The 24,130-nt window shown below is 77.3% G+C and carries 28 protein-coding genes; 12 read left to right on the top strand and 16 right to left on the bottom strand.

Annotated features, from left to right (window positions below):
• Positions 1-77: 77 nt before the first annotated feature.
• From ACI78R_RS09875 to ACI78R_RS09865, 3 genes are read right to left on the bottom strand one after another with little or no spacing between them, the layout of a single operon-like run.
• Positions 78-689, bottom strand: coding sequence for a GerMN domain-containing protein (locus ACI78R_RS09875; protein ID WP_457040574.1), 612 nt, complete (start codon positions 687-689; stop codon positions 78-80).
• A complete protein-coding gene (locus ACI78R_RS09870) occupies positions 686-2,056 on the bottom strand; it encodes an ATP-binding protein (RefSeq protein ID WP_457040573.1) in 1,371 nt (456 codons plus the stop codon). The genes ACI78R_RS09875 and ACI78R_RS09870 overlap by 4 nt, the downstream gene beginning before the upstream one ends.
• Positions 2,053-2,760, bottom strand: coding sequence for a response regulator (locus tag ACI78R_RS09865; protein WP_454556262.1), 708 nt, complete (start codon positions 2,758-2,760; stop codon positions 2,053-2,055). The genes ACI78R_RS09870 and ACI78R_RS09865 overlap by 4 nt, the downstream gene beginning before the upstream one ends.
• A 143-nt stretch (positions 2,761-2,903) precedes the next feature.
• Here ACI78R_RS09865 and ACI78R_RS09860 point away from each other — a divergent pair, with 143 nt between their 5' ends.
• Entirely contained in the window at positions 2,904-3,260 is a 357-nt protein-coding gene (locus ACI78R_RS09860; RefSeq protein WP_073419952.1) for an STAS domain-containing protein, read from the top strand.
• A 59-nt stretch (positions 3,261-3,319) separates the two neighbouring features.
• On the opposite strand, the gene ACI78R_RS09855 is transcribed toward ACI78R_RS09860, so the two are convergent.
• The 7 genes from ACI78R_RS09855 to ACI78R_RS09825 all read right to left on the bottom strand — a co-directional run bounded on the left by ACI78R_RS09855 (position 3,320) and on the right by ACI78R_RS09825 (position 7,629).
• Positions 3,320-3,583 (bottom strand): GlsB/YeaQ/YmgE family stress response membrane protein, encoded by a 264-nt coding sequence (locus tag ACI78R_RS09855; RefSeq protein ID WP_073419951.1) that lies wholly within the window; start codon positions 3,581-3,583, stop codon positions 3,320-3,322.
• Between the two features lie 131 nt (positions 3,584-3,714).
• Entirely contained in the window at positions 3,715-3,885 is a 171-nt protein-coding gene (locus ACI78R_RS09850) for a CsbD family protein (protein WP_073419950.1), read from the bottom strand.
• Positions 3,886-3,947: 62 nt separating this feature from the next.
• Positions 3,948-4,394, bottom strand: a complete 447-nt coding sequence (locus ACI78R_RS09845; protein WP_457040572.1) for a DUF5313 family protein — start codon at positions 4,392-4,394, stop codon at positions 3,948-3,950.
• The gene (locus ACI78R_RS09840; RefSeq protein WP_457040571.1) at positions 4,391-4,870 is read right to left on the bottom strand and encodes a MarR family winged helix-turn-helix transcriptional regulator; all 480 of its coding nucleotides are present in this window, start codon (positions 4,868-4,870) and stop codon (positions 4,391-4,393) included. Before ACI78R_RS09840 ends, ACI78R_RS09845 begins: the two co-directional genes overlap by 4 nt.
• A 55-nt stretch (positions 4,871-4,925) precedes the next feature.
• Positions 4,926-5,318: a DUF4326 domain-containing protein gene (locus ACI78R_RS09835; RefSeq protein WP_457040570.1), complete on the bottom strand. Its 393-nt coding sequence runs from the start codon at positions 5,316-5,318 to the stop codon at positions 4,926-4,928.
• Between the two features lie 68 nt (positions 5,319-5,386).
• Positions 5,387-6,745: a circularly permuted type 2 ATP-grasp protein gene (locus ACI78R_RS09830; protein ID WP_457040569.1), complete on the bottom strand. Its 1,359-nt coding sequence runs from the start codon at positions 6,743-6,745 to the stop codon at positions 5,387-5,389.
• A complete protein-coding gene (locus ACI78R_RS09825) occupies positions 6,742-7,629 on the bottom strand; it encodes an ATP-grasp domain-containing protein (RefSeq protein WP_073419945.1) in 888 nt (295 codons plus the stop codon). The genes ACI78R_RS09830 and ACI78R_RS09825 overlap by 4 nt, the downstream gene beginning before the upstream one ends.
• Positions 7,630-7,741: 112 nt before the next feature.
• Here ACI78R_RS09825 and ACI78R_RS09820 point away from each other — a divergent pair, with 112 nt between their 5' ends.
• Positions 7,742-9,697, top strand: coding sequence for a glucuronyl esterase domain-containing protein (locus ACI78R_RS09820; RefSeq protein WP_457040568.1), 1,956 nt, complete (start codon positions 7,742-7,744; stop codon positions 9,695-9,697).
• A gap of 50 nt (positions 9,698-9,747) precedes the next feature.
• Positions 9,748-10,146, top strand: a complete 399-nt coding sequence (locus tag ACI78R_RS09815) for a nuclear transport factor 2 family protein (RefSeq protein ID WP_457040567.1) — start codon at positions 9,748-9,750, stop codon at positions 10,144-10,146.
• A gap of 43 nt (positions 10,147-10,189) precedes the next feature.
• Here ACI78R_RS09815 and ACI78R_RS09810 read toward each other — a convergent pair whose 3' ends face one another.
• Positions 10,190-11,044, bottom strand: a complete 855-nt coding sequence (locus ACI78R_RS09810; protein ID WP_073419943.1) for a mycofactocin-coupled SDR family oxidoreductase — start codon at positions 11,042-11,044, stop codon at positions 10,190-10,192.
• Between the two features lie 17 nt (positions 11,045-11,061).
• Positions 11,062-11,889: a mycofactocin-coupled SDR family oxidoreductase gene (locus ACI78R_RS09805; protein ID WP_457040566.1), complete on the bottom strand. Its 828-nt coding sequence runs from the start codon at positions 11,887-11,889 to the stop codon at positions 11,062-11,064.
• Between the two features lie 138 nt (positions 11,890-12,027).
• Between ACI78R_RS09805 and ACI78R_RS09800 the strand changes: the two genes are divergently transcribed.
• From ACI78R_RS09800 to ACI78R_RS09790, 3 genes are all read left to right on the top strand, one after another.
• Complete coding sequence (locus ACI78R_RS09800) at positions 12,028-12,582, top strand: acyl-CoA-like ligand-binding transcription factor (RefSeq protein WP_457040565.1); 555 nt, start codon at positions 12,028-12,030, stop codon at positions 12,580-12,582.
• 63 nt (positions 12,583-12,645) lie between these two features.
• Positions 12,646-13,677: an AAA family ATPase gene (locus ACI78R_RS09795; RefSeq protein WP_457040564.1), complete on the top strand. Its 1,032-nt coding sequence runs from the start codon at positions 12,646-12,648 to the stop codon at positions 13,675-13,677.
• Between the two features lie 234 nt (positions 13,678-13,911).
• Positions 13,912-14,670, top strand: a complete 759-nt coding sequence (locus tag ACI78R_RS09790; protein ID WP_457040563.1) for a VWA domain-containing protein — start codon at positions 13,912-13,914, stop codon at positions 14,668-14,670.
• 31 nt (positions 14,671-14,701) lie between these two features.
• Here the strand turns inward: ACI78R_RS09790 and ACI78R_RS09785 are convergent, their stop codons facing one another.
• Both ACI78R_RS09785 and ACI78R_RS09780 read right to left on the bottom strand, forming a co-directional pair.
• A complete protein-coding gene (locus ACI78R_RS09785; protein WP_457040562.1) occupies positions 14,702-15,907 on the bottom strand; it encodes a homogentisate 1,2-dioxygenase in 1,206 nt (401 codons plus the stop codon).
• 46 nt (positions 15,908-15,953) lie between these two features.
• Entirely contained in the window at positions 15,954-16,469 is a 516-nt protein-coding gene (locus ACI78R_RS09780; RefSeq protein WP_073419938.1) for an Lrp/AsnC family transcriptional regulator, read from the bottom strand.
• Between the two features lie 162 nt (positions 16,470-16,631).
• Between ACI78R_RS09780 and hppD the strand changes: the two genes are divergently transcribed.
• The 4 genes from hppD (at position 16,632) to ACI78R_RS09760 (ending at position 21,476) form a co-directional block, all read left to right on the top strand.
• Positions 16,632-17,837 (top strand): 4-hydroxyphenylpyruvate dioxygenase, encoded by a 1,206-nt coding sequence (hppD, locus tag ACI78R_RS09775; protein WP_457040561.1) that lies wholly within the window; start codon positions 16,632-16,634, stop codon positions 17,835-17,837.
• A gap of 153 nt (positions 17,838-17,990) precedes the next feature.
• Positions 17,991-19,679: a CocE/NonD family hydrolase gene (locus ACI78R_RS09770; RefSeq protein ID WP_457040560.1), complete on the top strand. Its 1,689-nt coding sequence runs from the start codon at positions 17,991-17,993 to the stop codon at positions 19,677-19,679.
• Between the two features lie 47 nt (positions 19,680-19,726).
• Positions 19,727-20,437: a HEAT repeat domain-containing protein gene (locus ACI78R_RS09765; protein WP_457040559.1), complete on the top strand. Its 711-nt coding sequence runs from the start codon at positions 19,727-19,729 to the stop codon at positions 20,435-20,437.
• Between the two features lie 10 nt (positions 20,438-20,447).
• Positions 20,448-21,476 carry a MerR family DNA-binding transcriptional regulator gene (locus tag ACI78R_RS09760; RefSeq protein WP_457040558.1) on the top strand — a complete coding sequence of 343 codons (1,029 nt, stop codon included), beginning with the start codon at positions 20,448-20,450 and terminating at the stop codon, positions 21,474-21,476.
• Position 21,477: 1 nt separating this feature from the next.
• Here the strand turns inward: ACI78R_RS09760 and ACI78R_RS09755 are convergent, their stop codons facing one another.
• A complete protein-coding gene (locus ACI78R_RS09755; RefSeq protein ID WP_457040557.1) occupies positions 21,478-21,879 on the bottom strand; it encodes a RidA family protein in 402 nt (133 codons plus the stop codon).
• 105 nt (positions 21,880-21,984) lie between these two features.
• Between ACI78R_RS09755 and ACI78R_RS09750 the strand changes: the two genes are divergently transcribed.
• Positions 21,985-22,950, top strand: coding sequence for a helix-turn-helix transcriptional regulator (locus ACI78R_RS09750; RefSeq protein ID WP_457040556.1), 966 nt, complete (start codon positions 21,985-21,987; stop codon positions 22,948-22,950).
• Positions 22,951-23,128: 178 nt separating this feature from the next.
• A complete protein-coding gene (locus tag ACI78R_RS09745; RefSeq protein ID WP_457040555.1) occupies positions 23,129-23,620 on the top strand; it encodes a GNAT family N-acetyltransferase in 492 nt (163 codons plus the stop codon).
• Positions 23,621-23,764: 144 nt separating this feature from the next.
• Here the strand turns inward: ACI78R_RS09745 and ACI78R_RS09740 are convergent, their stop codons facing one another.
• Positions 23,765-24,085, bottom strand: coding sequence for a hypothetical protein (locus ACI78R_RS09740; RefSeq protein ID WP_457040554.1), 321 nt, complete (start codon positions 24,083-24,085; stop codon positions 23,765-23,767).
• Positions 24,086-24,130: the final 45 nt, after the last annotated feature.

Raw genomic sequence — 24,130 nt, 5'->3', positions numbered from 1 at the left:
TCCCACCCTGACAGCGTCGCGCCGCCGGCCGGGCCCGCGAGCGGAGAACGTCACGGGGTCGTCATCCGCCGGCGGGCTCACCGCGGGGGAGCGGCGAGCAGCAGGCCGTAGTCCTCCGCGGTGAGCGGCCGGTCGGTCAGCTCCCCGGTGGGCAGCGGCGCCTCCAGAGGCTCACCGTCGCGGGTGAGCCGGACGGCCTCGACACCGGACAGGGTGGTGGCCGTCAGCACGATCTGCGCGACGGCCAGCCGGCTCTCCTCGCCGTCGGGCACCTCGCCGGGGCCGGTCAGGTCGACGGTGGCCGTGCCGTCCTCGACCGCCGTCACCGTGAGCCGGGTGCCCGGCGGCAGCACGGTGGTGAGGGCCGCGGCCCGCTCGCCGGCGTCGGGCCCGGCCGCGAGCCGGCCGAGCAGGTCGTCGAGGCGGGCGGGCAGGTCGGCGCCGGACACCGGCCGCTCGCGCGGCGTCAGCAGGTCGCCGGGCCCTAGGAGGTGGATCCGCGCCCCGTCGTCCCCGGTGGGCGCGGTCTCCGCCGCCGGCGGCGTGCCCGACGCCGACAGCAGCCCGTAGGGCACCTCGGCGTCGGGGATGGCCTCGGCCGCCCCGCCGGGCAGGCCGCAGCCGGTGAGCAGGACGACGGCGACGGCGACGACGGCGAGTCCCGCGGACCCGCGGGCGGCGCGCCTCACGCGGGCCCCGCGGGCAGCGACAGGCTGAGGCGGGCGCCGCCGGCGGGGCTGGCGGACGCCCACGCGCCGCCACCGTGCCGGGCCGCGACGTCGGCCACGATCGCCAGGCCCAGCCCCGCCCCGGGCAGCGACCCGCGGGCCGCGCGCGGGCCGCGGGCGAAGCGCTCGAACACCCGTTCGCGGTCCTCCGGCGGGATGCCGGGCCCCGCGTCGTCGACGGTGAGGACGACGCTGGCGCCGCGGCGGGCCACCCGCACGGCACGGGCGCCGCCCGCGTGCCGGTCGGCGTTGTCCAGCAGGTTGCGCACCGCCCGCTCCAGCCACGCCTTGTCGCCGCGCACCACGGTGTCCTCCTCCGGGTCGGTCTCCAGCAGGCCCGCCGGGCGCCCGCTCGCGGCCAGCACCTCGCGCACCAGGCCGCCGAGCGCCACCGGCTCGTCGCCGCGGGCGCCGGGGTCGTTGTCGAGCCGGGCGAGCTGCAGGAGGTCGTCGAGGGTGGCCCGGAAGCGGGCCAGCTGCTGCTCGACGAGCGTCAGCGCCTGCCGCGAGCGGTCGTCGAGCTCGCCGCGCCGGGCGCCCATCACCTCGACGGCGGTGGTCAGGCTGGTCAGCGGGCTGCGCAGCTCGTGGCTCACGTCGCCGACGAACCGGGCGTCGCGGTCGATGCGGGCCGCGAGCGCGTCGACCATGGTGTTGAAGCTGCCGACGATGGCCACGAGATCGGGGTCGTCGGTGGCCGGCAGGCGGGTGGTGAGCTCACCGGCGGCGATGCGGGTGGCCGCGCCGGCCACCTGGTCGAGCGGCTGCACCACGCGCCGGCTGGCCCACAGGCCCACCCCGGCGCCGGCGGCGCTCGCCGCGAGGGCGGCCGCGCCGAGCACCCAGCCGAGCGTGGTGAGCACCGACCGCAGCTCGCCGAGCGGGGCGACCTCGTAGACGTCCAGGCCCGCCCCGGCGACGGGGACGCCCACCACCAGCCGCGGCCCGGCGGGCGAGTCGACCCGCTCCCGGCCCGCCGAGCCGGACTCCACGATCGCGCGCAGGCCGGCCGGCACGTCGCGCGCGCCCACCTCCAGGCTCGTCGAGTACCAGGAGTCGCCGCGGCGCACGACGACGTCGCCGCCCTCGGTGGACAACTCGGCGAGGACGTCGTCGACGCCGGTGCCCGCGGTGGCCAGCCGGCTGCGCAGGAAGTCGGCGTCGACGAACGCGGCGGCCGTGGCGGCGCTCTCGCGCTGGTCGAGGAGGTACCCGCGGGCGAGCAGGAACGTCGACCCGGCGAGGACCGCGGACACCAGCAGCGCGCCCAGGCCGAAGGCGGCGGCGACGCGGGCGCGCAGGCCGGTCGGCCGCGGCCCCGTCCTCACTGGGGGTCCAGCCGGTACCCCAGGCCCCGGACGGTCACGACGACGCGCGGGGCGCCGGGGTCGAGCTCGACCTTCGTGCGCAGCCGGCGGATGTGGACGTCGACGAGCCGCTCGTCGCCGAAGAAGCCGTGCTGCCACACCCGCTCGAGCAGCTCGGCGCGGCTGAGCACCCGCCCGGGCACCGATGCCAGCTCGCACAGCAGCCGGAACTCCGTGACGGTCAGCGGGAGCGGGCGCTCGCCGCGCGACACGGTGCCGGCGGCCGGCCGCAGGACCAGCGGCTCGTCCGGGTGCCGGTCCAGGACCACCTCGCGCGGCCGGCCGGCGTCGGCGGGGGTGCCGCCCGCGCGGCGGCGCAGCGCCCGCAGCCGCGCGGTGATCTCCTTGACCGCGAACGGCTTGGTCACGTAGTCGTCGGCGCCGGCCTCGAGCGCCGCGACGATGTCGTGGGTGTCGGCCCGCGCGCTCACCACGATGATCGGCAGGTCGTGGGCCCGCCGGACGTGGCGGACGACGGTGTAGCCGTCGGTGCGGCCGAGCATCAGGTCCAGGACCATCACGTCGGGCGGGTCGCGGTCGACCAGCGCGCAGGCCCGGTCGCCGTCGACGGCCTCGTCCACGGTGTAGCCCTCGTCCTCCAGGGCCCACCGCAGGGCGGTGCGGATGGGGTCGTCGTCCTCGACGAGGAGCAGGCGCGGCGACACGCCCGTCCATGCTGCCACCCCGGCGTCCGCCGGCCGGCGGTGCCCGCGGATCGTCACGGGACCGCAAAGCTCCCGCACCGCGGACCGCAACGCGCCGTGGGCAGGGTCGTGGTGCACGCCGACCGCGCCGGACGGGGGAGCCCATGACCAGCGGAGTGCCCGCGGGGGAGGACGACGAGGTCGTCGTCGTGCTCGACCCGGAGGTGCTCGCCGACGGCCTGGCCGATGCCCGCTGGCTGCTGCACGACGCGCTGCTGCGCGGCGCCCGGCGGATCGTCGTCGACCTCGCCCGGGTCGACTCCCTCGCCAGCCCGGCCCTCGCCACGTTCCTGTGGGCGCACCGGATCTGCCGCGCCCGGGGCGGCGGGGTGGTGCTGCGCGGCGCCGACGGGCGGACCTCGGACATGCTGCGCCGGACCGGCCTGTGGCGGGTCCTGCAGGTGCAGGGCGGCCGGGGCCGGCGGGGCGGGGTGCGCGGGCGGGGCGCCCCGGCGTCCTGACCCGGACACGACGGCGGCCGGGCCCCGAGGGGCCCGGCCGCGGAGGGGAGGGAAGGGGGTCAGCGCACCGAACGGTGGCGGGAGCCGGCGATGCCCTCGGCGACGCCGATCAGCAGCACCGCGGCGATCACGGCGACGACGAAGCCGAGGACGTTGAGCTCGAAGACGTCGCCGGTGCCCAGCAGGTTGGCGATCGTGCCGCCGATGACGGAGCCGGCGAGGCCCAGCAGCAGGGTGGCGAGGATGCCGAGCCGCTGGCGGCCGGGCGTGACGAGGCGGGCGAGGGCGCCGATGACGAGGCCGGCGACGAGGAAACCGATCATGGCCGGGGCGGGTACCTGCCGGCCCGGGGCGGGAAACGGCCCGTCACGGGACCGTCATGTGGCCCCCGGACACGCGACGGGCGCCGGCCCCCGAGGGGAGCCGGCGCCCGTCGCGCAGGGGTGTGTCGGGCCTACTTGAAGGCGTCCTTGATCTTTTCGCCGGCCTGCTTGAGGTTGCCCTTCGCCTGCTGGCCCTGACCCTCGGCCTGCAGGTCGCGGTCGCCCGTCGCGTTGCCGACGGTCTCCTTGCCGCGGCCGGCCAGCTCGTCCACCTTGTTGCTGATCTTGTCGTCGTTGCTCATGCACCGGGGGTACCCGGAGCGGGCGGCGGCACCCGTGCCGTCACGGGACCGTCATGTGCGGCTCAGCGGCCGGCGCGGTCGCGGTAGCGGGCGGCCCGCTTCGCCGCGGCCTCGCGGCGCCGCCGGCGGTCGCGCTCCTCGCGCTCCTCCCACCGGGCCTCGCGGATGGCGCCCGCGGTGCCGACGGGGTAGCCGGCCTTGACCACGCGGTTCTCGGTGGCCTCGACCATGTAGGCGAGGGAGTAGACGAGGCCGAGGGCGACGCCGCCGCCGGCGACGGCGACGCGCAGCCCCCACGGGGCCGGGAGCACCACCATCACCAGGGCGATCGGCACGGCCATCTGCACGAGGCTGCGCACGACGTGGCGCGCCCACCAGGTGCCGGTGGTGGTGTCGTGCAGCACCCAGCCGCGGGAGCGCGCGGGGAGCCCGCCGCCGAGGGCGTACCAGAGCCAGCGGTGCGGGGCGGGCCGGACGACCGGCTCGCCGGGGGTGCGGGGCGGGGTCACGACGCGGCCGCCGTCCCGAGGGCCTGCTGCGACGCGGCGATGACGCGGGTGAGCGCGCCGTGCAGTGCGGTGAGCTCCTCCAGCGGCATCCCGAGGCGCTCGACGATCCCCCCGGGGATCCGCTCCGCCTGCTCGCGCAGCTCCCGGCCGCGGTCGGTCAGGGTGAGGGCGAGGGTGCGCTGGTCGCCCGGGTCCCGCTCGCGGCGCAGCAGGCCGGCGGCCTCGAGCCGCTTGAGCAGCGGCGAGAGCGTGCCCGGGTCGAGCTGGAGCAGCCCGGACAGCCGGGTCGCCGACAGGGACCCGTGCTGCCACAGCGCCAGCATCACGAGGTACTGGGGGTGGGTGAGCCCCATCGGCTCCAGCACGGGGCGGTAGACGGCGACGACGTTGCGCGCGGCCACCGACAGGGCGAAGCAGACCTGGCGGTCGAGGGCCAGCACGTCCTCGGGGAGCGCGGGGGACCCGGCGGCTGTCATGCCTCGACGATAGACGCTTGGTGCCCCAATGGTTGGGGCGCCAACGAGTCGTCGGTCACGTCCGGAGACGGACCGGGTTCGCCATCTCGAGGAGCACGTCGGCGTGGCACGGCTCGTCGATCGGGCACCAGCAGGCGAGGGAGCGGCCGCGCAGCAGCCGGCGGGCCTGCTCGCGGTGCGCCTCGCCGGCCCAGCGGCGGTACCACTCGACGGCGGTGGCCCGGTCGGGGCAGCGGACGACGCGGGCGCCGTCGTCGGAGAGGCCCGGCTCGCGGTGCGTGGGCACCGGCCAGGCCGCCGGGTCGGAGGGGTCGCCGGCGGGGAACAGGTAGGTCTCGCCGACGCGGAACGGGTTGCCCCAGCGGGAGGGGCGCGCGACGACCACGGTGCCGGCCGGCTTGCGCCAGCCGCGCGCCCGGGACAGCTGCACACGACGAGGTGCGGTCATGCCTCCATGCTGGTCAGGAGGTCTGACAGGTCCCGGCGCGGTGTCCCCCGTCCGGGTGACCGGTGCCGTCAGCCGACCACCCACGTGTCCTTGCCGCCCCCGCCCTGGGACGCGTTGACCACCAGCTCGCCCTCGGTGAGCGACACCCGGGTGAAGCCGCCGGGCAGCACGACCGTCCCGCCGTCGGTGCAGAAGGCGTAGGGCCGGTAGTCCACGTGCCGGGGCGCGAGGGCGCCGTCGACGACGGTCGGGTGGGTGGACAGCGCCACCGGCTCCTGGGCGATCCACTCCCCGGGCGCGGCCAGCACCTCGGCGCGCACGCGCTCGAGCTGCGCGGCGGTGGCCCGCGGGCCGATGAGCACGCCGTGCCCGCCCGAGCCCGACCGCGGCTTCACCACGAGCTCGGGCAGCCGGGCCAGCGCCTCCCGGCACTGCGCCGGGTCGCCGAGGTCGTAGGCCGGCTGGGAGCGCAGCAGCGGCTCCTCGCCGGTGAAGAAGCGGACCAGGTCCTCGACGTAGGGGAAGGTGCGCTTGTCGTCGGCCACGCCGGTGCCGAAGGCGTTGACGACGGTCACCGTGCCGGCGCGCAGCGGGTCCAGCAGCAGCTCTCCGAGCTCGTTGGCCCGGCCGTCGTCGTCGGTCAGGCGCTCCTCGCTGGTGCGCCGCCACAGCAGGTCCACCCGGCGGCCGTCGGGCAGCAGCACGTCGTCGCCGCGGGCGGTGAGCTCCGCGGGCAGCACGACCGGCGCACCGACCATCTCGCCGAGCCGGTCGATCTCCCACGACACCGCGCTGCGCGGGCCGTCGCCGAGGACGGCCACGACCGGGTCGGACAGGCCGGTGGCGTCGGCGAGCATCCGCCGCATCGCGGTCACCGCGACCTCGCGCACCGGGGCGGGGCCCGGCTCCACGCCCAGCCGGGGGGCCACCAGGTCCCGCGCGGCCAGGGCGTAGGCCAGCAGCGTCGGCGTGCGCACGTTGTCCTCGAGGACGACGAGCCGCCCGTCGGCACCGCGGACGAGGTCGGGCCCGGCCATGCCGATCCAGCGCCGCGGCGCCGGCAGGCCGGGGGCGAGGTACCGGTTGGTGTCGAGCACCTCGGCGGGCAGGACGCCGGCGCGCACCGCCTCGCGTGGCCCGTGGGCGTCGGCGACGAACGCCTCCAGCGCTCGCAGCCGCTGGTCGAGGCCCGTGGCCAGCTCGTGCCACTCGGCGCGCTCGAGCACCCGCGGCACCGGGTCGACGGTGAACGGGTGCGCCTCCTCGGCCGGTCCGTGCAGGAGACCGAGGCCGGCGGCGCCGCGGGCGACGTCGGCGGCCAGCGCGGCCGGGCCGTACCGGCGGACGGCGGCCAGCGCCGCGGCCGCGTGCGCCCGGTCGGTCCCGTCGGGCAGCAGCGCCTCGTCCAGGCTGGTCCCGCCGCTCACGCGGCGGCCGTCCGGCGCGCCGCGGCCGCCCGCTCGGCGACGGCGAGCGCCGCGCGGGCCACCCACCGCCCCTGCTCCGGGTCGGTGACGTCGAAGCCGAACGGCGCGTTGGCCTCCAGCGCCACAAGCCGGCCGCCGGGCTCGACCAGCACGTCGACGCCCATGAGGCCCCCGCCCAGCGCGGCGACCATCCGCTGGGCGAGGCGTGCCATCTCCGGCGGCGCCTCGTAGACCGTCGGGTAGACGGTGCCGTGGGTGACCAGGGCGCCCTCCTCCCGCGACTTCTCGTAGACCAGCGAGGTGCCGGTGGGCGTGGCGAACACCCGCGCGCACGCGGGCTCGGCGATCCACTCCTGCAGCAGCGAGGTGCCGCGCCGGTGCCCGCCGGCCGCCTCGTCGGCGCGCCAGCCCTCCTCGACCCGGCGGGCGGCGTCGAGGTCGCCCACCAGCTCGATGTAGCGGGCGCCGTCGCCGAGCGAGGGCTTGAGCACCATCTGCCGCCCGGGCATCGGCCACTCGCGCAGCCGGGCCAGGTCCCAGGCGGCCGGCTGCGGCACCCCGGCGGCGGCCCAGACGGCGTGCGTCACCAACTTGTCGGCCGACGCGACGATCGAGGTGACCGGGTTGAGCAGCGGCACGCCCGCGGCCTCGAGCAGCGTGGCCAAGGCGAAGGTCGGCGCGTAGGCCACGACCTCCTCGACCAGCACGTGCGCGACCGCCAGGTCGTAGCGCCCGGCCGGCGGGCCGGAGACCGGCCAGTCGTCGGGCACCCGGGCCAGCCGCTCGACCTCCGCGCCCTCCTCCTCCAGCGCCCGCACCCACGCCGCGGCGTAGCCGGCGTCCTCGTACCAGTCCTCGTCGGTGATCACCAGCAGCACGCGCACGCGGCCCTGATGCCCCCGCGCCGGGCCGCTCGAACCCCGCGCGCCCGATGCAGCACAGACGCAACACCGCGGACACCCGCGCGGGTGCCCCGCGGTCCTACGGTGCGGGCGCATGACGCAGGTGATGCCGGGCCGGTCCCGGGACGCGCGCACGGCCGCGGCCCGCCGCCGTCGCTACACCGCGGAGCTCGCCGGCGCCCTGCCGCCCAGCGGGCCGTTCGAGGCGTGGCGGGCCGCCGGCGGCGAGCCGGCGCCCGACTTCGCCCGCCTCCCGGCGCGCACCGGCCTGTGGTCGCCGGCCGAGGGCCTCCCGGGCGGCCGCGCCGGGGCCGCGGCGTGGCCGGCCCGCCGCGCCGTGCTGCGCGCCCGCTGGCGGCGGTGGCTGACCGGCGACCTGCCGCCCGCGCCGCGCCGCACGTCCGCCCGGGTCGCCTCGGTGCGCACCGACGGCGGCGTCGAGGCGCGCGAGATCGGAGTGGGCGACGGCTGGTCGGTGCGGGCGCGCCTGCTGCTGCCGGTGCCCGCGGCCGGCGTGCGCCGCGACGTCCCGGTCTACCTGCTGCAGTCCAGCCACGGCTCGTGGGCGGAGGCGGCGCTGGCCCGCGGCTGGGGCGCGTGCCTGGTCTCGGCCGCCGACGGCGACGACGACACCGCCGACGTCGAGCGGGCGCACCCCTCCGTCGTCGCCGGCCGCCTGGCGTGGCGGGCGTGGGCGCTGTCGCGGGTGCTCGACGCGCTGCAGGACCAGCCCGGGGTGGACGCGCGGCGGGTGCTCGTCGGCGGGCACAGCCGCAACGGCAAGACGGCGCTGCTGGCCGCCGCCTTCGACGACCGCTTCGCCGGCGTCGTCTCCAGCTCCAGCGGGGTGCTCGGGGCGATCCCCGCGCGGCTGTGCACCGACCGGCACTTCGGCGAGGGCGTGGAGCTGCTCACCCGGCACTACCCGGACTGGTACCACCCGCGGCTGCGCTGGTTCGCCGGCCGCGAGCACCGGCTGCCCACCGACGCCCACGAGCTGCTCGCGCTGGCGGCGCCGCGGCCCGTGCTGGTGTCGGTCGCCGTCGAGGACCCGGTCGAGCGCGTGCCGGCCGCCCGCGCCGCCGTCGACGCCGCGCGCGACGCGTGGGCCCTCCTCGGCCGGCCGGGCGGGCTGGAGCTGGCGCTGCGCCCCGGCGGGCACCGCGCCGACGAGTCCGCCGTCACCGCCCAGCTGGACTGGGCGCAGTCCGTGCTCGGCGGCCCGCCCCGGCGCGCCGCGCGCCCGCCGGTGGCGTCATCGCCGGTGCCGTGGCCCGCCGACCGGGTGCGCCCGGGGCCGCGCCCGGTGCGCGGGGAGGAGTTGCGCGTCGCCGTCCGCGCCGCCCTCGGGCCGCCCGGGACGACGGCGGGCGCTCCGGGCGCGGGGGAGCTGCGCACCCCGGACGGCGTCGCGGTCACGCTGCTGACCCCGCCCGGCGGGGGCGGCGGCCGCGGGCTGGTGCTCTGGCTCGGCCCGCCGTGCGCGGCGACCGGCTGGCGGGCCGGCTACGAGCAGGCCGAGCCGCTGCCCGCCCAGCTCGCCGAGGCCGGCTGGGTGGTGGCCTGCCACGACCCGGTGGGCAGCGGCGCCCGGCACGCCGAGCAGCCCGCGCCGGGCTCCTCGCCGCTGGCCCGGATGACCGCCGACGCGGCCGCGGTGGCCGCCGTCGCCGCGGCCGCCACCGGGCACGACCGGCCGTGGGTGGCCGCCTACGGCACCGGCGCCCTGGTGGCGCTGCACCTGTCCGCGCTGGGCGAGGTGACGACGGCGGGCACGGTCCTGGTCGCGCCCAGCTGCGGCGAGCCGCTGCTGCGCGCCCGGCCCGGCTACACGCTGGCCGACCTGCTCGCGACGACGGCCGGCCGCCCCGCGGTGGTGCTCGACCCCGCCTGGGACCCGGAGGCCCCGCCCGGCGCGGTGGCCGCCGCCTGCCGCGCGGCCGGCCTGCCGCGGGTGCCGCTGGCCGACTGGCACCGGCTGTCGGCCGCCACCCGCACCGCGGTGGTCGGCTGGCTCGACGCGGAGGGACCGCAGCGCGCCCGGGTGTGACGGTGCAGGATCGCGGCACCCGACATCCCGCGAGACGCCTGGAGGCACCCGTGATCGACGACGTCGTCGCCCGCTGGCACCGCTACATGGACGAGCGGCCGCCGGGCGCGCTGGACGAGCTGCTCGCCGACGACGTCGTCTTCCTCTCCCCGGTGGTGTTCACGCCGCAGGAGGGCAAGGCGGTCACGAGGCGGTACCTGGAGGCGGCGGCGGTCGCGCTGGCCGGCGAGGGCCCGGGCGCCTTCCGCTACACGAAGCAGGTCGCCGCGGGGGACACCGCGGTGCTGGAGTTCGAGACCAGCGTGGGCGGCCGGTACGTCAACGGCGTCGACATCATCCGCTGCGACGACGCCGGGAGGATCGCGGAGTTCCGCGTGATGGTCCGCCCGCTGCAGGCGATCCAGGCCGTGCACGAGGCGATGGGCCGGCAGCTCACCGCCGGCTCCTGAGGCGCCGGCCCGCTCCCCGCGGCGGGGAGCGGGCCGGCGGGGCTCACCGGACCGGCGCGGTGTTCACCCCCGGCAGGACCATGTGCCCGGCGTCGACCGGGATGGTCACGCCGGTGACCTTCGCCGCCAGGTCGGAGTTGAGGTACAGCGCCGTGTCGGCGATGACCTGCGGGTCCATGAACGTCGTCCCCTTGAGCGCGTGGAAGCCGTAGCCGCCCTCGACCAGGTCGGCCTCGGTGCCGCCCTCGTGGCCGGCGAACATGTCCCACGCGCCCTGGTGGTCGGTCATCGGCGTGCGGATGGCGCCCGGGTGCACCGAGTTGCAGCGGATGCCGTGCGGGGCCAGTTCCAGCGCGATGTTCTTCATCAGCCCGACGACGCCGAACTTGGCCGCCACGTAGTGCGCGTAGTTCGCGCCGGGCTCCAGGCCGTTGACCGACGACGTGATGACGATCGACCCGGTCTGCCGCTCGATCATGTGCGGCGCGACGGCCTTCGCCGAGCGCCAGACGCCCGTGAGGTTGACGCCGATCATCTCGTCCCACGACTGGTCCGACAGTTCCCAGAACGCGCCCTGCGTCCAGATGCCGGCGTTGGCGAGCAGGATGTCGATCTGCCCGAACTCGGCCAGCCCCTGCGCCACGGCGCCGTCGAGCTGCTCCTGCGAGCGGACGTCGGCGGTGACCGCCAGCGCCCGCCGGTCCAGCGCCTCGACCTGCCGCACGGTCTCGGCGAGGTCGTCCTGGGTGGCCATCCGGTAGGGGACGGTCTCCAGCTGGTCGGCGATGTCGACCAGCACGACGTCGGCGCCCTCGCGGGCGCAGGTGGTGGCGTGCGCACGACCCTGCCCGCGCGCGCCGCCGGTGATGAGCGCGACCTTCCCGTCGAGCATGCCCATGGCCGTTCCTCCCCCTCTCAGAGCTGACCGCCGGCGTCCACCACGTGGGTGGTGCCGGTGACGTAGCGGCCGTCGTCGGACACGAGGTAGAGGACGGCGTTGCTGATGTCGACGGCCTCCATGGCCGGGACCGGCAGCGCGTTGAGCGTCAGCGCCGCCTCCTCGAAGTCGGCCCGCGTCGGGTGCTCCAGGTCGGGGCGGAAGAGCCGGTAGGTCGGCTCGTTGAGGATCATGTCGGTGGCCACCGTCGTCGGGTGGACGGTGTTGACCCGGATGCGGTGCGGCGCCAGCTCCTTGGCCATGACCTTGGCGAGCATGACCAGGCCGGCCTTCGCCGCGGAGTAGTGCGCGGTGTTCGGGTTGGCGTAGATGGCCGCCAGCGAGCTGGTGAGCACGACCGACCCGCCGCGCCCGCCGGCGACGACGTGCGGCACCGAGGCGCGCAGCGTCTTCCAGACGCCGGTCAGGTTGACGTCGATCATCGTCTGCCAGGTCTCCTCGTCCATCTCCAGCGTGGAGGCGGGCGTGGAGATGCCGGCGTTGGCGAGCACGATGTCGAGCCGGCCGAGCTGGGCGACGCCGTCGTCGACCGCCCGGGTCAGGCCCGCGAGGTCCCGGACGTCGACCTCGGCGGCGACGATGCGCCGGTCGAGCGCCTCCACCTGGCGCACGGTCTCGGCCAGGTCGTCGGGCGTCGCGGTCGGGTAGGGCACCGTCTCCACCTGCTTGCAGACATCGACGGCGATGACGTCGGCACCCTCCTGCGCGAGCCGGACGGCGTGGCTGCGGCCCTGTCCGCGCGCGGCCCCGGTGATGAAGGCGACCTGGCCCTCGAGTCGTCCCACGACTGCTCCTCCCTCGTCGGTGTGATCCCCGTCGCACGTTATGGCACCGGGTGTCACAACGGAAGGGCCGCGGGCTGGCACGCTGACCGCGTGGGGAGCAGTCGGGCAACGGCGGGGGAGCGCGGCGGGCGCCCGCCGGTGAGCAGCGCGCACGAGGTCGCGGCCGTCGCGCAGCGGATCTTCGTCGAGCGCGGCTTCGACGCCACGAGCGTCGACGACGTCGCCGCGGCCGCCGGGATCAGCCGGCGCACCTTCTTCCGCTACTTCCCGACCAAGGCCGACGTGCTGTTCGTCGACTCCCCCCGGGAGGTCGAGCGGTTCCGCGCGGGGCTCGCGGCGGGCCGGACGGGGGAGTCCTGGCGGGCCCGGGTGGTGCGCGCGGTGGTCGAGGCGCTGGAGTTCCCGCCGGAGGAGCGCAGCTGGGCGTTCCACCGGGCGCAGGTCTTCTTCGCCGTCCCGGCGGTGCAGGCGCACGCCGTCCGGGTGTGGGCGGCCTGGCGGCAGCTCGCCGTCGAGCACGCGCGCACCGTGCCGCACGCCGATCCGCTGTTCCCGCTCGCCGTCGGACACGCCGTCCTCGCGGCGACCCTCGCCGCGCACGAGCACTGGACGCGGCACCCCGGCGAGGAGCTCGGCGTCCTGCTGGGCCGGATGCTGGACCTGCTGCTGCCCCCGGACGGTGCCGCCGGCTGACCGGCCGCGGGGCCACCGGCCGCGGGTTGCCCTGTGGCACCGGGTGTCACTACCGTCCGCCGGGTGCCGCCCCCGTCCTCGCCCGACGTCCCCGGCCCTGGTCCGTCTCCCGCCTCCGGTCCCGACGACGACCCGGTGGTGACCGGCTCGCGGGTGCGGCACGACGCCGGCGCGTCGGTGCGGGAGGTGCGCCGCCGGGTGGCCGCCCACCTGGTGGGGCGGGCGCACGAGCTGGACCTGCTGCTGGCCGCCGTCGCCGCCGGGCGCGACGTGGTGCTGGAGGGGCCGCCGGGGACGTCTAAGTCGACGCTGCTGCGGGCGATCACCGCCGAGTGGGGGGTGCCGCTGGTGTTCGTGGAGGGCAACGCGGACCTGACGCCGACCCGGCTGGTCGGGCACCACGACCCGGCGCGGGTGCTGCGCGAGGACTACCGGCCGGAGAACTTCGTGCCCGGGCCGCTGGTGCAGGCGATGCGCGCGGGCGGCTTCCTGTACCTGGAGGAGTTCAACCGGGCGCCGGAGGACACGCTCAACACGCTGCTCACCGCGATGGCCGAGCGGCGGCTGGCGGTGCCGCACGTCGGCGTGGTCGAGGCGCTGCCCACCTTCCGGGTGGTCGCCTCGATGAACCCCTACGACGCGATCGGCACCACGCGGCTGTCCTCGTCGATCTCCGACCGGCTGGTGCGGCTGGCCGTCGGCTACCAGGACGCCGAGGCCGAGCGGGGCATCGTCGCCCGCCGCACCGGGCTGGCCTCACCGCGGCTGGTGGCCGACGCCGTCGCGCTCACCCGCGCCACCCGCGGCCGCGAGGACGTCCGGCAGGGCAGCAGCGTGCGCGGCGCGATCGACCTCGCGCTGGTCGCCGCCCAGCTGGCCGACATGCGCGAGGTCGCGCTGCCCGCCGAGCCGTCGGTGGCCCCGCCGCGCGGCCTGCCGGAGGACTACACGGGCACGGTGCTCGACGCCCTGCTGCTGGCGCTGTCGGGCCGGATCGCCGTCGACGAGACGGTCGAGTCCACGCCCGAGGCGGTGCTGCGCGAGATCTGGGAGGACCACTTCCTGCTCGCCCCCGCCGCCGCCGGCCCCGGTTGAAGGACCGTCGAGGCGGACTCGCCGCTGACGCGCCGCCGGGACCGGCCCGGCGCGCCGCGCGGCACCCGGCCGCTGCGCCGCAAGCCCAAGCAGCTCACCGAGGCGCCCTCGCTGTACCGCCCCGCGCCGGGCGGCAACGGACTGGCGCTGTCCTCCGGGGACCGGCGGCGCACCCGCACCGGCGGCCCGGCCGGCGGCTCGGCGCCGGGCACCACCGACGAGCCGGCCGACCTGGTGCCGCTGGCCGACCTGACGGCCGACGCTGCCGCGGACCAGCGGACCCGCGCCCGCGCCCGGGCCATCGCGCGCCGCCTCGCGGTGCCCCGCCCGCCCGCCGACCGGCGCCCCCGCCGCGGGGTCGGGGAGCTGCGCACCCTGCCGTGGAGCGGCGGCTCCGACGAGCTCGACCTCGAGCGCACCCTCGACGCGGTCGCCGGGAACCCGTTCCCGGGCGAGCGGGACGTGCTGGTGCGCGAGCGGGTGCGCCGCCGCCGGTCGGTGGTGCTCGTCGTCGACGTGTCCGGGTCGATGAAGGGCGAGCGGGTGCGCACGGCGGCCGCCGCGGTCGGCGCGCTGGCCGGCGAGCTGACCCGCGACCGGGTCGGCGTCGTCGCGTTCTGGTCCGACGCCGCGGTGCTCGTCCGGCCGGGGGAGACGGTCGCCCCGCTCGCCGTCCTCGACCTGCTGCTGCGGGTGCCCACCCAGGGGCTGACCAACGTGTCCTTCGCGCTGGAGACCGCGGCCCGGCAGCTGGCCGGGGTGCCGGCCCGGGACGCGCGGGTGCTGCTGCTGTCGGACTGCGTGCACAACGCCGGGCCCGACCCGCGGCTGACCGCCGCCCGGCTACCGCGCCTGGACGTGCTGCTCGACGTCTCCGGCGAGAGGGACGTCGACCTCGGCCGCGACCTGGCCCGGCTCGGCCGCGGCCGGGTGCGGCTGGTGCGCGACCACGCCGACGTCGCCGCCGCCCTGGGCGCGCTGTTCGCCGAGTGACCCCGGGCCGCGCCGGACCGCCCGGGACGGGTCAGGCGCCCGGCCCGCGGCCCGACCAGGTCCAGGCGTAGGCGCCGTCGTCGGCGGCGAGGCCGGCCTCGCCGAGGTCGAGCGGGCGGAAGGTGTCGACCATGACGGCCAGCTCGTCGAACGCCTCGGCGCCCAGGGAGCGCTCGACGGCGCCGGGCTGCGGGCCGTGGGAGTGCCCGCCGGGGTGCACCGACACCGAGCCGCGGCCGATGCCCGACCCCCTGCGGGCCTCGTAGTCGCCGTCGACGTAGAACATGATCTCGTCGCTGTCGACGTTGGAGTGGTAGTAGGGCACCGGCACCGCGAGCGGGTGGTAGTCGACCTTCCGCGGCACGAAGTTGCAGATCACGAAGCCGCCGCCCTCGAACACCTGGTGCACCGGCGGCGGCTGGTGCACGCGGCCGGTGATCGGCTCGAAGTCCGCGACGTCGAACGCATAGGGGTAGAGGCAGCCGTCCCACCCGACGACGTCGAAGGGGTGCTCGGGCAGGACGTGCACGGTGCCGGCCAGGCCGCCGGGGCCGGCGCCGCGGTGCTTGACGTACACCTCGACGTCGGTGCCCTCGGCCAGCAGCGGCCCCACCGGGGCGCGCAGGTCGCGCTCGCAGTAGGGCGCGTGCTCGAGGAACTGCCCGTACCGCGAGAGGTACCGCTTCGGCGGGGCGATGTGGGAGTTCGTCTCGATGGCGTAGGTGCGCAGCGGCTCGTCGCCGGTGGGCACCCAGCGGTGCGTCGTCGTGCGCGGGAGGACGACGTAGTCGCCCTGCCCGACCTCCAGCGCGCCGAAGGTGGTCTCCACGGTGGCGGCGCCGCGCTCGACGAAGACGCACTCGTCGCCGGTGGCGTTGCGGTAGTACGGGCTGGTCCGCGAGGAGACGGCGTAGGAGATGCGGACGTCGGCGTTGCCCAGGACCAGGCGCCGGCCGGTGACCGCGTCGGTGTCCTCGTGCGCCGCGCCGGGGAACAGGTCGTGCAGCCGCAGGTGCCGGGGGACGAGCGGCGCGTTCGGGGTGAGGGTCTGGTCGGGCAGCTCCCACGGGCGGGCGTCGACGATCGCCGACGGGCTGCCGCGGTGGTAGAGCAGCGCGGAGTCGGAGCTGAACCCCTCCTCGCCCACCAGCTCCTCGGAGTACAGCCCGCCGTCGGGACGGCGGAACTGCGTGTGCCGCTTGGGCGGGACCTCGCCCACCTGTCGGTAGAACGCCATGACGGAGACTCCTTCGGCTCGGTCGGGTCGGGGGAGGGCGGGCCCGTCAGCCGGGCGGGGGGCGCATGGCCGAGCGGCCCGCGTGCGCGGCCGCGCCGGAGCGCAGCAGCGGCAGGGTGCGCCGGGGCACGAGCGTGGACAGCACGACGACGCTGGTCGAGCGGACCACCGCGGCCGACCGGTTGAGCTCGACCAGCGTGTGCTGCAGCGCCTCGTGGGAGGCCGCGGCCACCCGGCACAGGACGTCGCCGCTGCCGGTGGTCGCGTGCGCCTCGAGGACGCCGGGGATGGCCTCGAGGTCGGCCCGGACGGCGTCGATCGCGCCCTGGGCGATCTCGAGGGTGACGAACGCCTGCACCTCGAAGCCCGCGGCGGCCGGGTCGACGTCGACCCGGTAGCCGCCGATGACGCCGGCCTCCTCGAGCCGCCGCAGCCGCGCGCTCACCGTCGCCCGCGCGACGCCGGCGAGGCGGGACAGCTCCAGGGCTCCGGTGCGCGCGTCGCCGTCCAGCGCGGTGAGCAGGGCGAGGTCGAGGGCGTCCAGCGGCGTCCGGGGCTCCACGGGCGGCTCTCCCTCGTGAGGTGTGCACGCGGACCAGCCGGATGCGAGTCCTGCTCGGCAGATCGTGCCGTCTGCACACCCCTCGCGCTACCGGTTGCGCAGCCGACCCGGCGGGTCGTGGGATCCCTGCACAGGAGCCGACGACGAGCAGGAGGAGCCGCCATGTCCCTCGACCGGACGCTCACCGACGAGGAGCGCCTCGCCCGGCTCGACCTCGACCAGCTCCGTCAGCTGGTCGGCCTGGTCGAGTACGACGACTCGGCCGACCCGTTCCCGGTCTCGGGCTGGGACGCGCTGGTCTGGGTGGCCGGCAACGCCCTGCAGACGGCGCACTTCCTCCAGTCGGCCCTCGGCATGGAGCTCGTCGCCTACACCGGCCCCGAGACCGGCAACCGGGACCACCACGGCTACGTGCTGCGGTCGGGCGCGGCCCGCTTCGTCGTCACCGGGGCGTACTCGCCGTCCAGCGAGCTCGCCGACCACCACCGCCGGCACGGCGACGGCGTCCGCGACGTCGCGCTCACGGTGCCCGACGTCGACCGGTGCGTGGCGCACGCCCGCGCGCAGGGCGCCACCGTGCTGGAGGAGCCGCACGACCTCTCCGACGAGCACGGCACCGTCCGGCTGGCCGCGATCGCCACCTACGGCGAGACCCGCCACACGCTGGTCGACCGCAGCCGGTACACCGGCCCGTACCTGCCCGGGTACGTCGCGCGGACGTCGTCCCACGTCAAGCGGCCCGGCGCCCCGCGGCGGTTGTTCCAGGCCGTCGACCACGTCGTCGGCAACGTGGAGCTCGGCGCCATGGACACCTGGGTCGGCTTCTACAACCGGGTCATGGGCTTCACCAACATGGCCGAGTTCATCGGCGACGACATCGCCACCGACTACTCGGCGCTGATGAGCAAGGTCGTGGCCAACGGCAACCACCGGGTGAAGTTCCCGCTCAACGAGCCGGCGGTGGGCAAGAAGCGGTCGCAGATCGACGAGTACCTCGAGTACCACGGCGGCCCCGGCGTGCAGCACGTCGCGCTGGCGACCAACGACATCGTCGGCGCGGTCGACGCCATGGTCGCTGAGGGCGTCGAGTTCCTGCCCACCCCGGACTCCTACTACGAGGACCCGGAGCTGCGGGCGCGCATCGGCGAGGTGCGCGTGCCGGTGGCGGAGCTGCAGCGGCGCGGCATCCTGGTCGACCGCGACGAGGACGGCTACCTGCTGCAGATCTTCACCCGGCCCACCGGCGACCGGCCGACCGTCTTCTTCGAGCTCATCGAGCGGCACGGCTCGCTCGGCTTCGGCAAGGGCAACTTCAAGGCGCTGTTCGAGGCGATCGAGCGCGAGCAGGAGCGCCGCGGGAACTCCTGACGCGGGCTGCCCGGGCGGGAGTCGACCGGCCGCGTCGACCGGCCGCGTTGACCGGGTGCGGACCGGCGTGTACCGGTAGGGGCGAGCACAGCGGGCGTCCCGGCCCCGGGCGGTCCGCCCCCGGCCGGGCGCCCGCCGACGGAGGGAGCGCCCGTGACGGGGTCCGGGTACCTGTTCCGCCCACCGCGCAGCACGCCGGAGTCGCGGGCCGGCCGCCCGCCCCGGCACCGCGTGGAGCGCCGTCCCGGCATGGTGGTCGAGCGGGACGTCGCCGTCCCCTTCGGCGACGAGGGCCACGTGCTCTACGTCGACGTCTACCGGCCCGGCACCGACGTGCCGGCCGCGCCCCTGGTCAGCTGGTCGCCCTACGGCAAGCACAACCCGGCGCCGATCGGCCAGATCTACCCCGCCGCCGGCGTGCGTCCGGAGTGGACCTCGGACCTGACGACGTTCGAGGCGCCCGACCCGGAGTACTGGCTGCCCCACGGCTACGCGCTGGTGCTCGCCGACTGCCCGGGCACCTGGTACTCCGAGGGCCGGGCCACCTACCACTCGCCGGAGGAGGCCCGGGCCTTCGCCGACCTCGTCGAGTGGGCCGGGACGCAGCCGTGGAGCGCCGGCAAGGTGGGGCTCTCCGGCGTCTCCTACCTGGCCAGCCTGCAGTGGCGGGTGGCCGCGCTCGACCCGCCGCACCTCGCGGCCATCAACCCGTGGGAGGGGTGGAACGACACCTACCGGGAGGTCGCCCGGCATGGCGGGATCCCGGAGACCTCGTTCTGGCCCTACATCTGGGAGCGGTGGGGGGCGAGCACCACCGAGATCGAGGACCTGGAGGCCGAGACCGCCGCCCACCCCTTCTTCGACGAGTTCTGGGCCTCCAAGGTCCCGCCGCTGGAGGACGTCCGGGTGCCCGCCTACGTGGTCGCCAGCTGGGCCGACCAGGGGCTGCACTCGCGCGGCACGCTCGAGGGCTTCCGCCGGATCTCCTCGGAGCAGAAGTGGCTGGACGTCCACGGGCGCAAGAAGTGGGCCTACTACTACGAGCCGGAGATGGTCGAGCGCCAGCGGGCCTTCTTCGACCACTTCTTGCTGGACCGGCCCGGCACCGGGATCGAGTCCTGGCCGCGGGTGCGCGCCGAGGTGCGCAGTGCGTACAACGAGGGGACCTGGCGGGATGCCCGGGAGTGGCCGCTGGAGGACGTCGGGTACCGCCGGCTGTTCCTGCGGGCCGGCGACGGCTCGCTGGGATGGGCGGCGCCCGGCGACGAGGAGGAGGCCGGCTACGACGGGCTGGGCAGCGGGCTCGCCCCCCGCCGGGCGACCTTCGAGATCACCTTCGAGGAGGCGACCGAGATCGTCGGCCACGTGAAGGCGGCCCTGTGGGTCTCGGCCGACGAGGCCGACGACATGGACGTCTTCGTCGCGCTGTTCAAGCTCGACGCCGAGGGCCGGCAGGTCGGGTTCGCCTACTACGGGCAGTTCGAGGACGGGCCGGTCGCCAACGGCTGGCTGCGCGCCTCGCACCGGGAGCTGGACCCCGAGCGGTCGACCGAGTCCATGCCGGTGCTGGCCCACCGGCGGGCGCTGCCGCTGACCCCGGGGGAGCCGACCCGGCTCGACGTCGAGGTGTGGCCCTCGGGCACCCGCTTCGAGGCGGGGGAGCGGCTGCTGCTCGTCGTCCAGGGCAGCGACGTGATGCGGTATCCGGAGCACCTCACCTTCGCCCGGCACCGGGAGACGGTGAACCGCGGCCGGCAGGTGGTGCACACCGGCGGGCGCTTCGACTCGCACCTGCTGGTCCCGGTGCTGCCGTCTCGTCCTGACGCACGCGCCGGGGCTTGACCCTGACACCGTGACAGGGTGTCGGCTGGGCCCCGGAGGTGGTCCCGATGCCCACGACGAACCCGCCCGCCGGCCCGCCCGCCGGCCCGTCCGCCGGTCTGGCGGAGGCCCTCGGCGCCCCGGACCCGTCGGTCCGGCTGCGCGCGGCCCTGGCTGCCGGCTCCTCGCCCGGCCCCGGGTTGCTGGAGGTGCTCGTGCGGCGGTGCGCGGCGGAGCCCGACTCGTTCGTGCGGGACATGCTCACCTGGGCGCTGACCCGGCTGCCGGCCGGCGAGACCCTGCCCCGGCTGCGCCGCGAGCTCGGCTCCCCGGTGCCGCGCGCCCGCGCGCAGGCGCTGCACACCCTGTCCAAGCTCGGCGACGCCCGCGCCTGGGCCTGGGTGTCCGGCGACCTGCTGCGCGACCCCGACGACGACGTCGCGCGCACCGCGTGGCGGACGGCGGTCGCGCTCGCGCCCGACGGCGAGCGGGCCCGCCTGGCCGCCGCGCTCGCGTCGCAGCTCGGCCGGGGCGGCCGCGACGTGCGGCTGAGCCTCAGCCGGGCGCTGGTCGCCCTCGGCGGTGCCGCCGCACCCGCCCTCGCCGGCGTCGCGGCCGGGCCCGACCCGGAGGCGGCGGCGCACGCCCGCGCCACCGAGGCGCTCGCGCGCGACCCGGAGGCCGGGTTCGACGCGGCGCTCGCCGACGCCCGGCGCTTGGCAGCCCTCGGTCCCGAGCGGGCGGCGGCCGTGGCCGCCGGGCAGGGCGCGGGATCGTGATCGGCCCGGCGTGCTGATCGGGGAGGTGGCCCGCCGGTCGGGGGTGAGCGCCCGGATGCTGCGGCACTACGACGCCCTGGGGCTGGTCTCGCCGAGCGGGCGCACCGTGGGCGGCTACCGCGAGTACTCCGCCGACGACGTCCGCCGGATCTTCGCCGTCGAGGGCCTGCGCTCGCTCGGCCTGTCGCTCGAGCAGGTCGGCCGGGCGCTCGCCGACCCGGCCTTCGCGCCCGCCGCCCTGGTGGCCGACCTGGTCCGGGCGGCCGAGGAGCGCCTCGCGCGGGAGCGCGAGCTGCTCGAGCGGCTGCGCGCCGTCGAGGGGTCCGCGCCGGCCGACTGGCCCGACGTGCTGCGCGTCGTCGGGCTCCTGCAGGAGCTCGCCGCGCCCAGCGCCGCGCGCCGGCAGCGGGCGGCCCTCGCCGACGACCTGCCGGTGCCCGCCCGGGTGCTCGCCGGCGCGGTGCTCGCCGAGGACGACCCGAACGTCGCGGGGGCGCTGCGCTGGGCGCTCGCCCGGTCCGGGGACGGCGGCCTCCCGGCCCTCGCCGGCGGCCTGCGCTCCGACGACGCGGCGGTCCGCCGGCGCGCGGTGCGGGCGGTCGCCGCGCAGGCCGGGACGCCGGGCGCCGACGACCTCCTGCGCGGGGCGCTGGCGGACCCGGACGCGGCGGTCCGCGGGGACGCGTCCCTGGCGCTCGGCCGGCGCGGCGAGCCCGCCGCCGTGCCCGCGCTCGTCGCCATGGTGGTCGCGGGCACCGCCGACGTCGACGCCGCGGAGGCGCTCGGGGCGCTGTCCCGGGACCCCGCGGACGCCGGCGCGGTGCTCGCCGCCCTCGTCGCCGAGCTCGGGGCCCCGGGTGCCGGACCGGCGGTGCGCATCCGGCTGGCCCAGGCGCTGGTCGAGGTGCCCGGGCCGGCCGCCCGGGAGGCGCTACGGCGCCTGGCCGCCGACGCCGACCCCGGCGTCGCCCTCGTCGCCGCGGCCCTGGCCGGGATGCCGGAGCTGCCCGCCGGGGACCCCGGCGACGAGGACGGCTGAGTCACCCGACGGCCGTGGCCTGCAGCTCCACGAGCAGCTCGGGCATCGCCAGCCGGCTCACCCCGAGCATCGTCGTGGCCGGCGCGACCCCGGCCGCGCCGAGGCGCCTAGCCAGCACGCCGTAGGACTCCATCAGCCGGTCGACGTCGGTGGTGAGGACCTCGAGCCGGACGACGTCGGCCAGCGCCATGCCGGCCCCGCCGAGCACGGCCTCCAGGTTGTCCAGCGCCAGCGCCAGCTGCGCGGCCACGTCGTCCGGGTGCTGCGGCTTCCCCTCGCCGTCGGTCGCGGTCTGCCCGCTGCACCACAGCGTCCGGGACTGCCCGGTGACCACCACGCCCTGCGAGAACCCCAGTGCCGCCGACCACGTCCACGGGTCGACCGCCGACCTCTGCACCGCCATCGCTGCTCCCTCCGTCCCGGGCGCGGACCCTCGTCCGCCCCGTGCCGGGGAGCCTGGCGGCGAACCACGACACCTCCTGTCACGTTTCCCGGCAGGATCCCGCGCGTGCGCGCCGATCGGCTGGTCTCCCTGGTGCTGCTGCTGCGCCAGCGCGGCCGGCTGACCGCGGCCGAGCTCGCCCGCGAGCTGGAGGTGTCGACGCGCACCGTGCTGCGCGACGTCGAGGCGCTGTCGACGGCGGGGGTCCCCGTCTACGCCGAGCGCGGGCGGCACGGCGGGTTCGCGCTGCTGCCCGGGTTCCGCACCGAGCTGACCGGGCTCACCTCCGACGAGGCGCTCGGCCTGCTCGTCGGCGGGCGCGGGTTCGGCCTCGGCCCCGCGCGGGCGTCGGCGCTGCGCAAGGTGGTCGACGCGCTGCCCGAGGGACACCGGGCCACCGCCGGCGACGCGGCGCGGCGGCTGCTGGTCGACCCGGCGGTGGACCTGGTCGCGCAGCGGCCGGACGCCGAGGAGGTGCCCGGCCCCGCGGTCGCCGTGGTCCGCCGCGCGGTGCTGGCCGGACGACGCGTGCGCCTCCACTACGCGCCGCCCGCGGGCGACCCCGGCTGGCGCACCGTCGACCCGATCGGCCTGGTCACCGTGCGCGGCCGCGGCTACCTACTGGCCACCCGCGGCGGCGAGGACCGCACCTACCGGCTGGCCCGCGTGCTGGACGCCGCGGAGCTGCCGGAGCCCGCGCGGCGGCCCGCCGACGTCGACCTGGACCGGCTGTGGCGCGAGCGCGTCGCGCGGTTCCGGACCGGCGGCGAGCAGGTCGCCGTCCTGGTGCGGGTGGATCCCGGGCGGCAGGAGGACCTGGTGGCCACGGCGCTCGCCACCCGCCCGTTCGCCGACGACGGACCCGGCGCGGACGGCCGGCCGCTGCTGGAGGTCACCTTCCAGGACCGGCGGCACGCGGAGTGGGCGCTGTGGCGGCTCGGGGCGGCCGGCGAGGCCCTGGCGCCGGGCTGGCTGCGCGCCGCCCTGCACGACCGCGCCGCCGCGATCGCCGCCCGCTATGCGCCGGCCTGACCCCGCCCTGGGGCCGGTCCTGCGGATCGTGCCCGCCGCCGCCCCTGCCTCTGGAGGCGGCCTCAGGGACACCGCGATACGACTTGCACTCCCGGACGTCCGGACCGAACCTTGGCCGCGACCACGCGGGATGAAGGCGTGCCACCGAGGCACGTCGCCCGTGCATCTGGAAGAGGCCATGCGCGCGTTCGTGACCGAAGACGGCCCGGCAGTGGTCGATCTGGTCGTAGCGGCTGGCATGTTCCGCCGGGACGAGGCGGGGTTCCTCACCGAGGGCGTCCTGGAGCCGGATGGTGAGGGCAGCACGTGCTACGTCGCGGACGCGGACGACGGACGAGGACTGGCGTCCGTGCTGTTCTACCGGCCGGAGGAGGCGGCGGACCGCGCGTACGACCTGACGATGATCGCGGTGCGGCCCGACCTGCAGGGCGGTGGTCGCGGCGCGGCACTGATGCGTCACGCGGAAGCCGATCTGCGGCAGCGAGGACAGCGGCTCATCGTCGTCCGGACCTCCGGCACCGAGCAGTACGCCAGGACGCGAGGCTTCTACCGGGCTCTGGCGTACACGGAGCACACCCGTGTTCCCGACTACTGGACCGACGGGGACGATCTCGTCCTGTTCACGAAGCGTCTCGAGGCGCAGGGGACGACGTCGTCCGAGCTGCGGTGATCGCCAACCGGGACGACCCCAGCGGATCCAGTGGTGAGTCGTTCTCCTCCGAGCTGCGCGCGCGGCCTGTCCCCGAGTGGGCCGCTCAGGGACACCGGCAGCGCTGCCGTACGTGATCCCCAGGACGGGCCCAGCCCGCAGCCCTCACGGCAGCCGGGTGAGCAGCGCCCGGGCGAACGCCTCGGCCGCCGGGTCGCCCGGCTCCCGCGCCGCCGCGTGCAGCCAGGCCGCGAGCGGCGCCGCCAGCGCGGGGGACAGCGCCGCGATCCAGGCGCCGGTCCCGGCCCGGGCCTCCGCCACGTGCTCGGTGCCGCCGCCGGGGGCGTGCGCGACCACCTCGGGCCGGCTGGCCAGCAGCCCGGCGACCCGCCAGTCGCCGGGCGTCGTCCGGGCCGCGAGCGCCTCCAGCCGCCCGGCCGCCGTCCGCAGCAGGTCCGCGCCGTCCGGGGGAGGTGCGCCGTCCACGGGTCGATGGTGCCCGACCGGGTCGCGCCCGGCGCCCGGCCGGGG

Source organism: Geodermatophilus sp. SYSU D01106 (assembly GCF_054049995.1).
Note: the sequence above shows the minus strand (reverse complement) of the source record. Positions and strands in the feature narration are given on the sequence as shown.

Excerpts from the sequence above, each read along its gene's own strand:
- ACI78R_RS09765 (WP_457040559.1), top strand. The coding sequence starts at position 19,727 with ATGCCCACGACGAACCCGCCCGCCGGCCCGCCCGCCGGCCCGTCCGCC.
- ACI78R_RS09755 (WP_457040557.1), bottom strand. The coding sequence starts at position 21,879 with ATGGCGGTGCAGAGGTCGGCGGTCGACCCGTGGACGTGGTCGGCGGCA.
- ACI78R_RS09850 (WP_073419950.1), bottom strand. The coding sequence starts at position 3,885 with ATGAGCAACGACGACAAGATCAGCAACAAGGTGGACGAGCTGGCCGGC.
- ACI78R_RS09745 (WP_457040555.1), top strand. The coding sequence starts at position 23,129 with ATGCGCGCGTTCGTGACCGAAGACGGCCCGGCAGTGGTCGATCTGGTC.
- ACI78R_RS09810 (WP_073419943.1), bottom strand. The coding sequence starts at position 11,044 with ATGGGCATGCTCGACGGGAAGGTCGCGCTCATCACCGGCGGCGCGCGC.
- ACI78R_RS09835 (WP_457040570.1), bottom strand. The coding sequence starts at position 5,318 with ATGACCGCACCTCGTCGTGTGCAGCTGTCCCGGGCGCGCGGCTGGCGC.
- ACI78R_RS09785 (WP_457040562.1), bottom strand. The coding sequence starts at position 15,907 with ATGGCGTTCTACCGACAGGTGGGCGAGGTCCCGCCCAAGCGGCACACG.
- ACI78R_RS09860 (WP_073419952.1), top strand. The coding sequence starts at position 2,904 with ATGACCAGCGGAGTGCCCGCGGGGGAGGACGACGAGGTCGTCGTCGTG.
- ACI78R_RS09820 (WP_457040568.1), top strand. The coding sequence starts at position 7,742 with ATGACGCAGGTGATGCCGGGCCGGTCCCGGGACGCGCGCACGGCCGCG.
- ACI78R_RS09840 (WP_457040571.1), bottom strand. The coding sequence starts at position 4,870 with ATGACAGCCGCCGGGTCCCCCGCGCTCCCCGAGGACGTGCTGGCCCTC.
- ACI78R_RS09855 (WP_073419951.1), bottom strand. The coding sequence starts at position 3,583 with ATGATCGGTTTCCTCGTCGCCGGCCTCGTCATCGGCGCCCTCGCCCGC.
- hppD (WP_457040561.1), top strand. The coding sequence starts at position 16,632 with ATGTCCCTCGACCGGACGCTCACCGACGAGGAGCGCCTCGCCCGGCTC.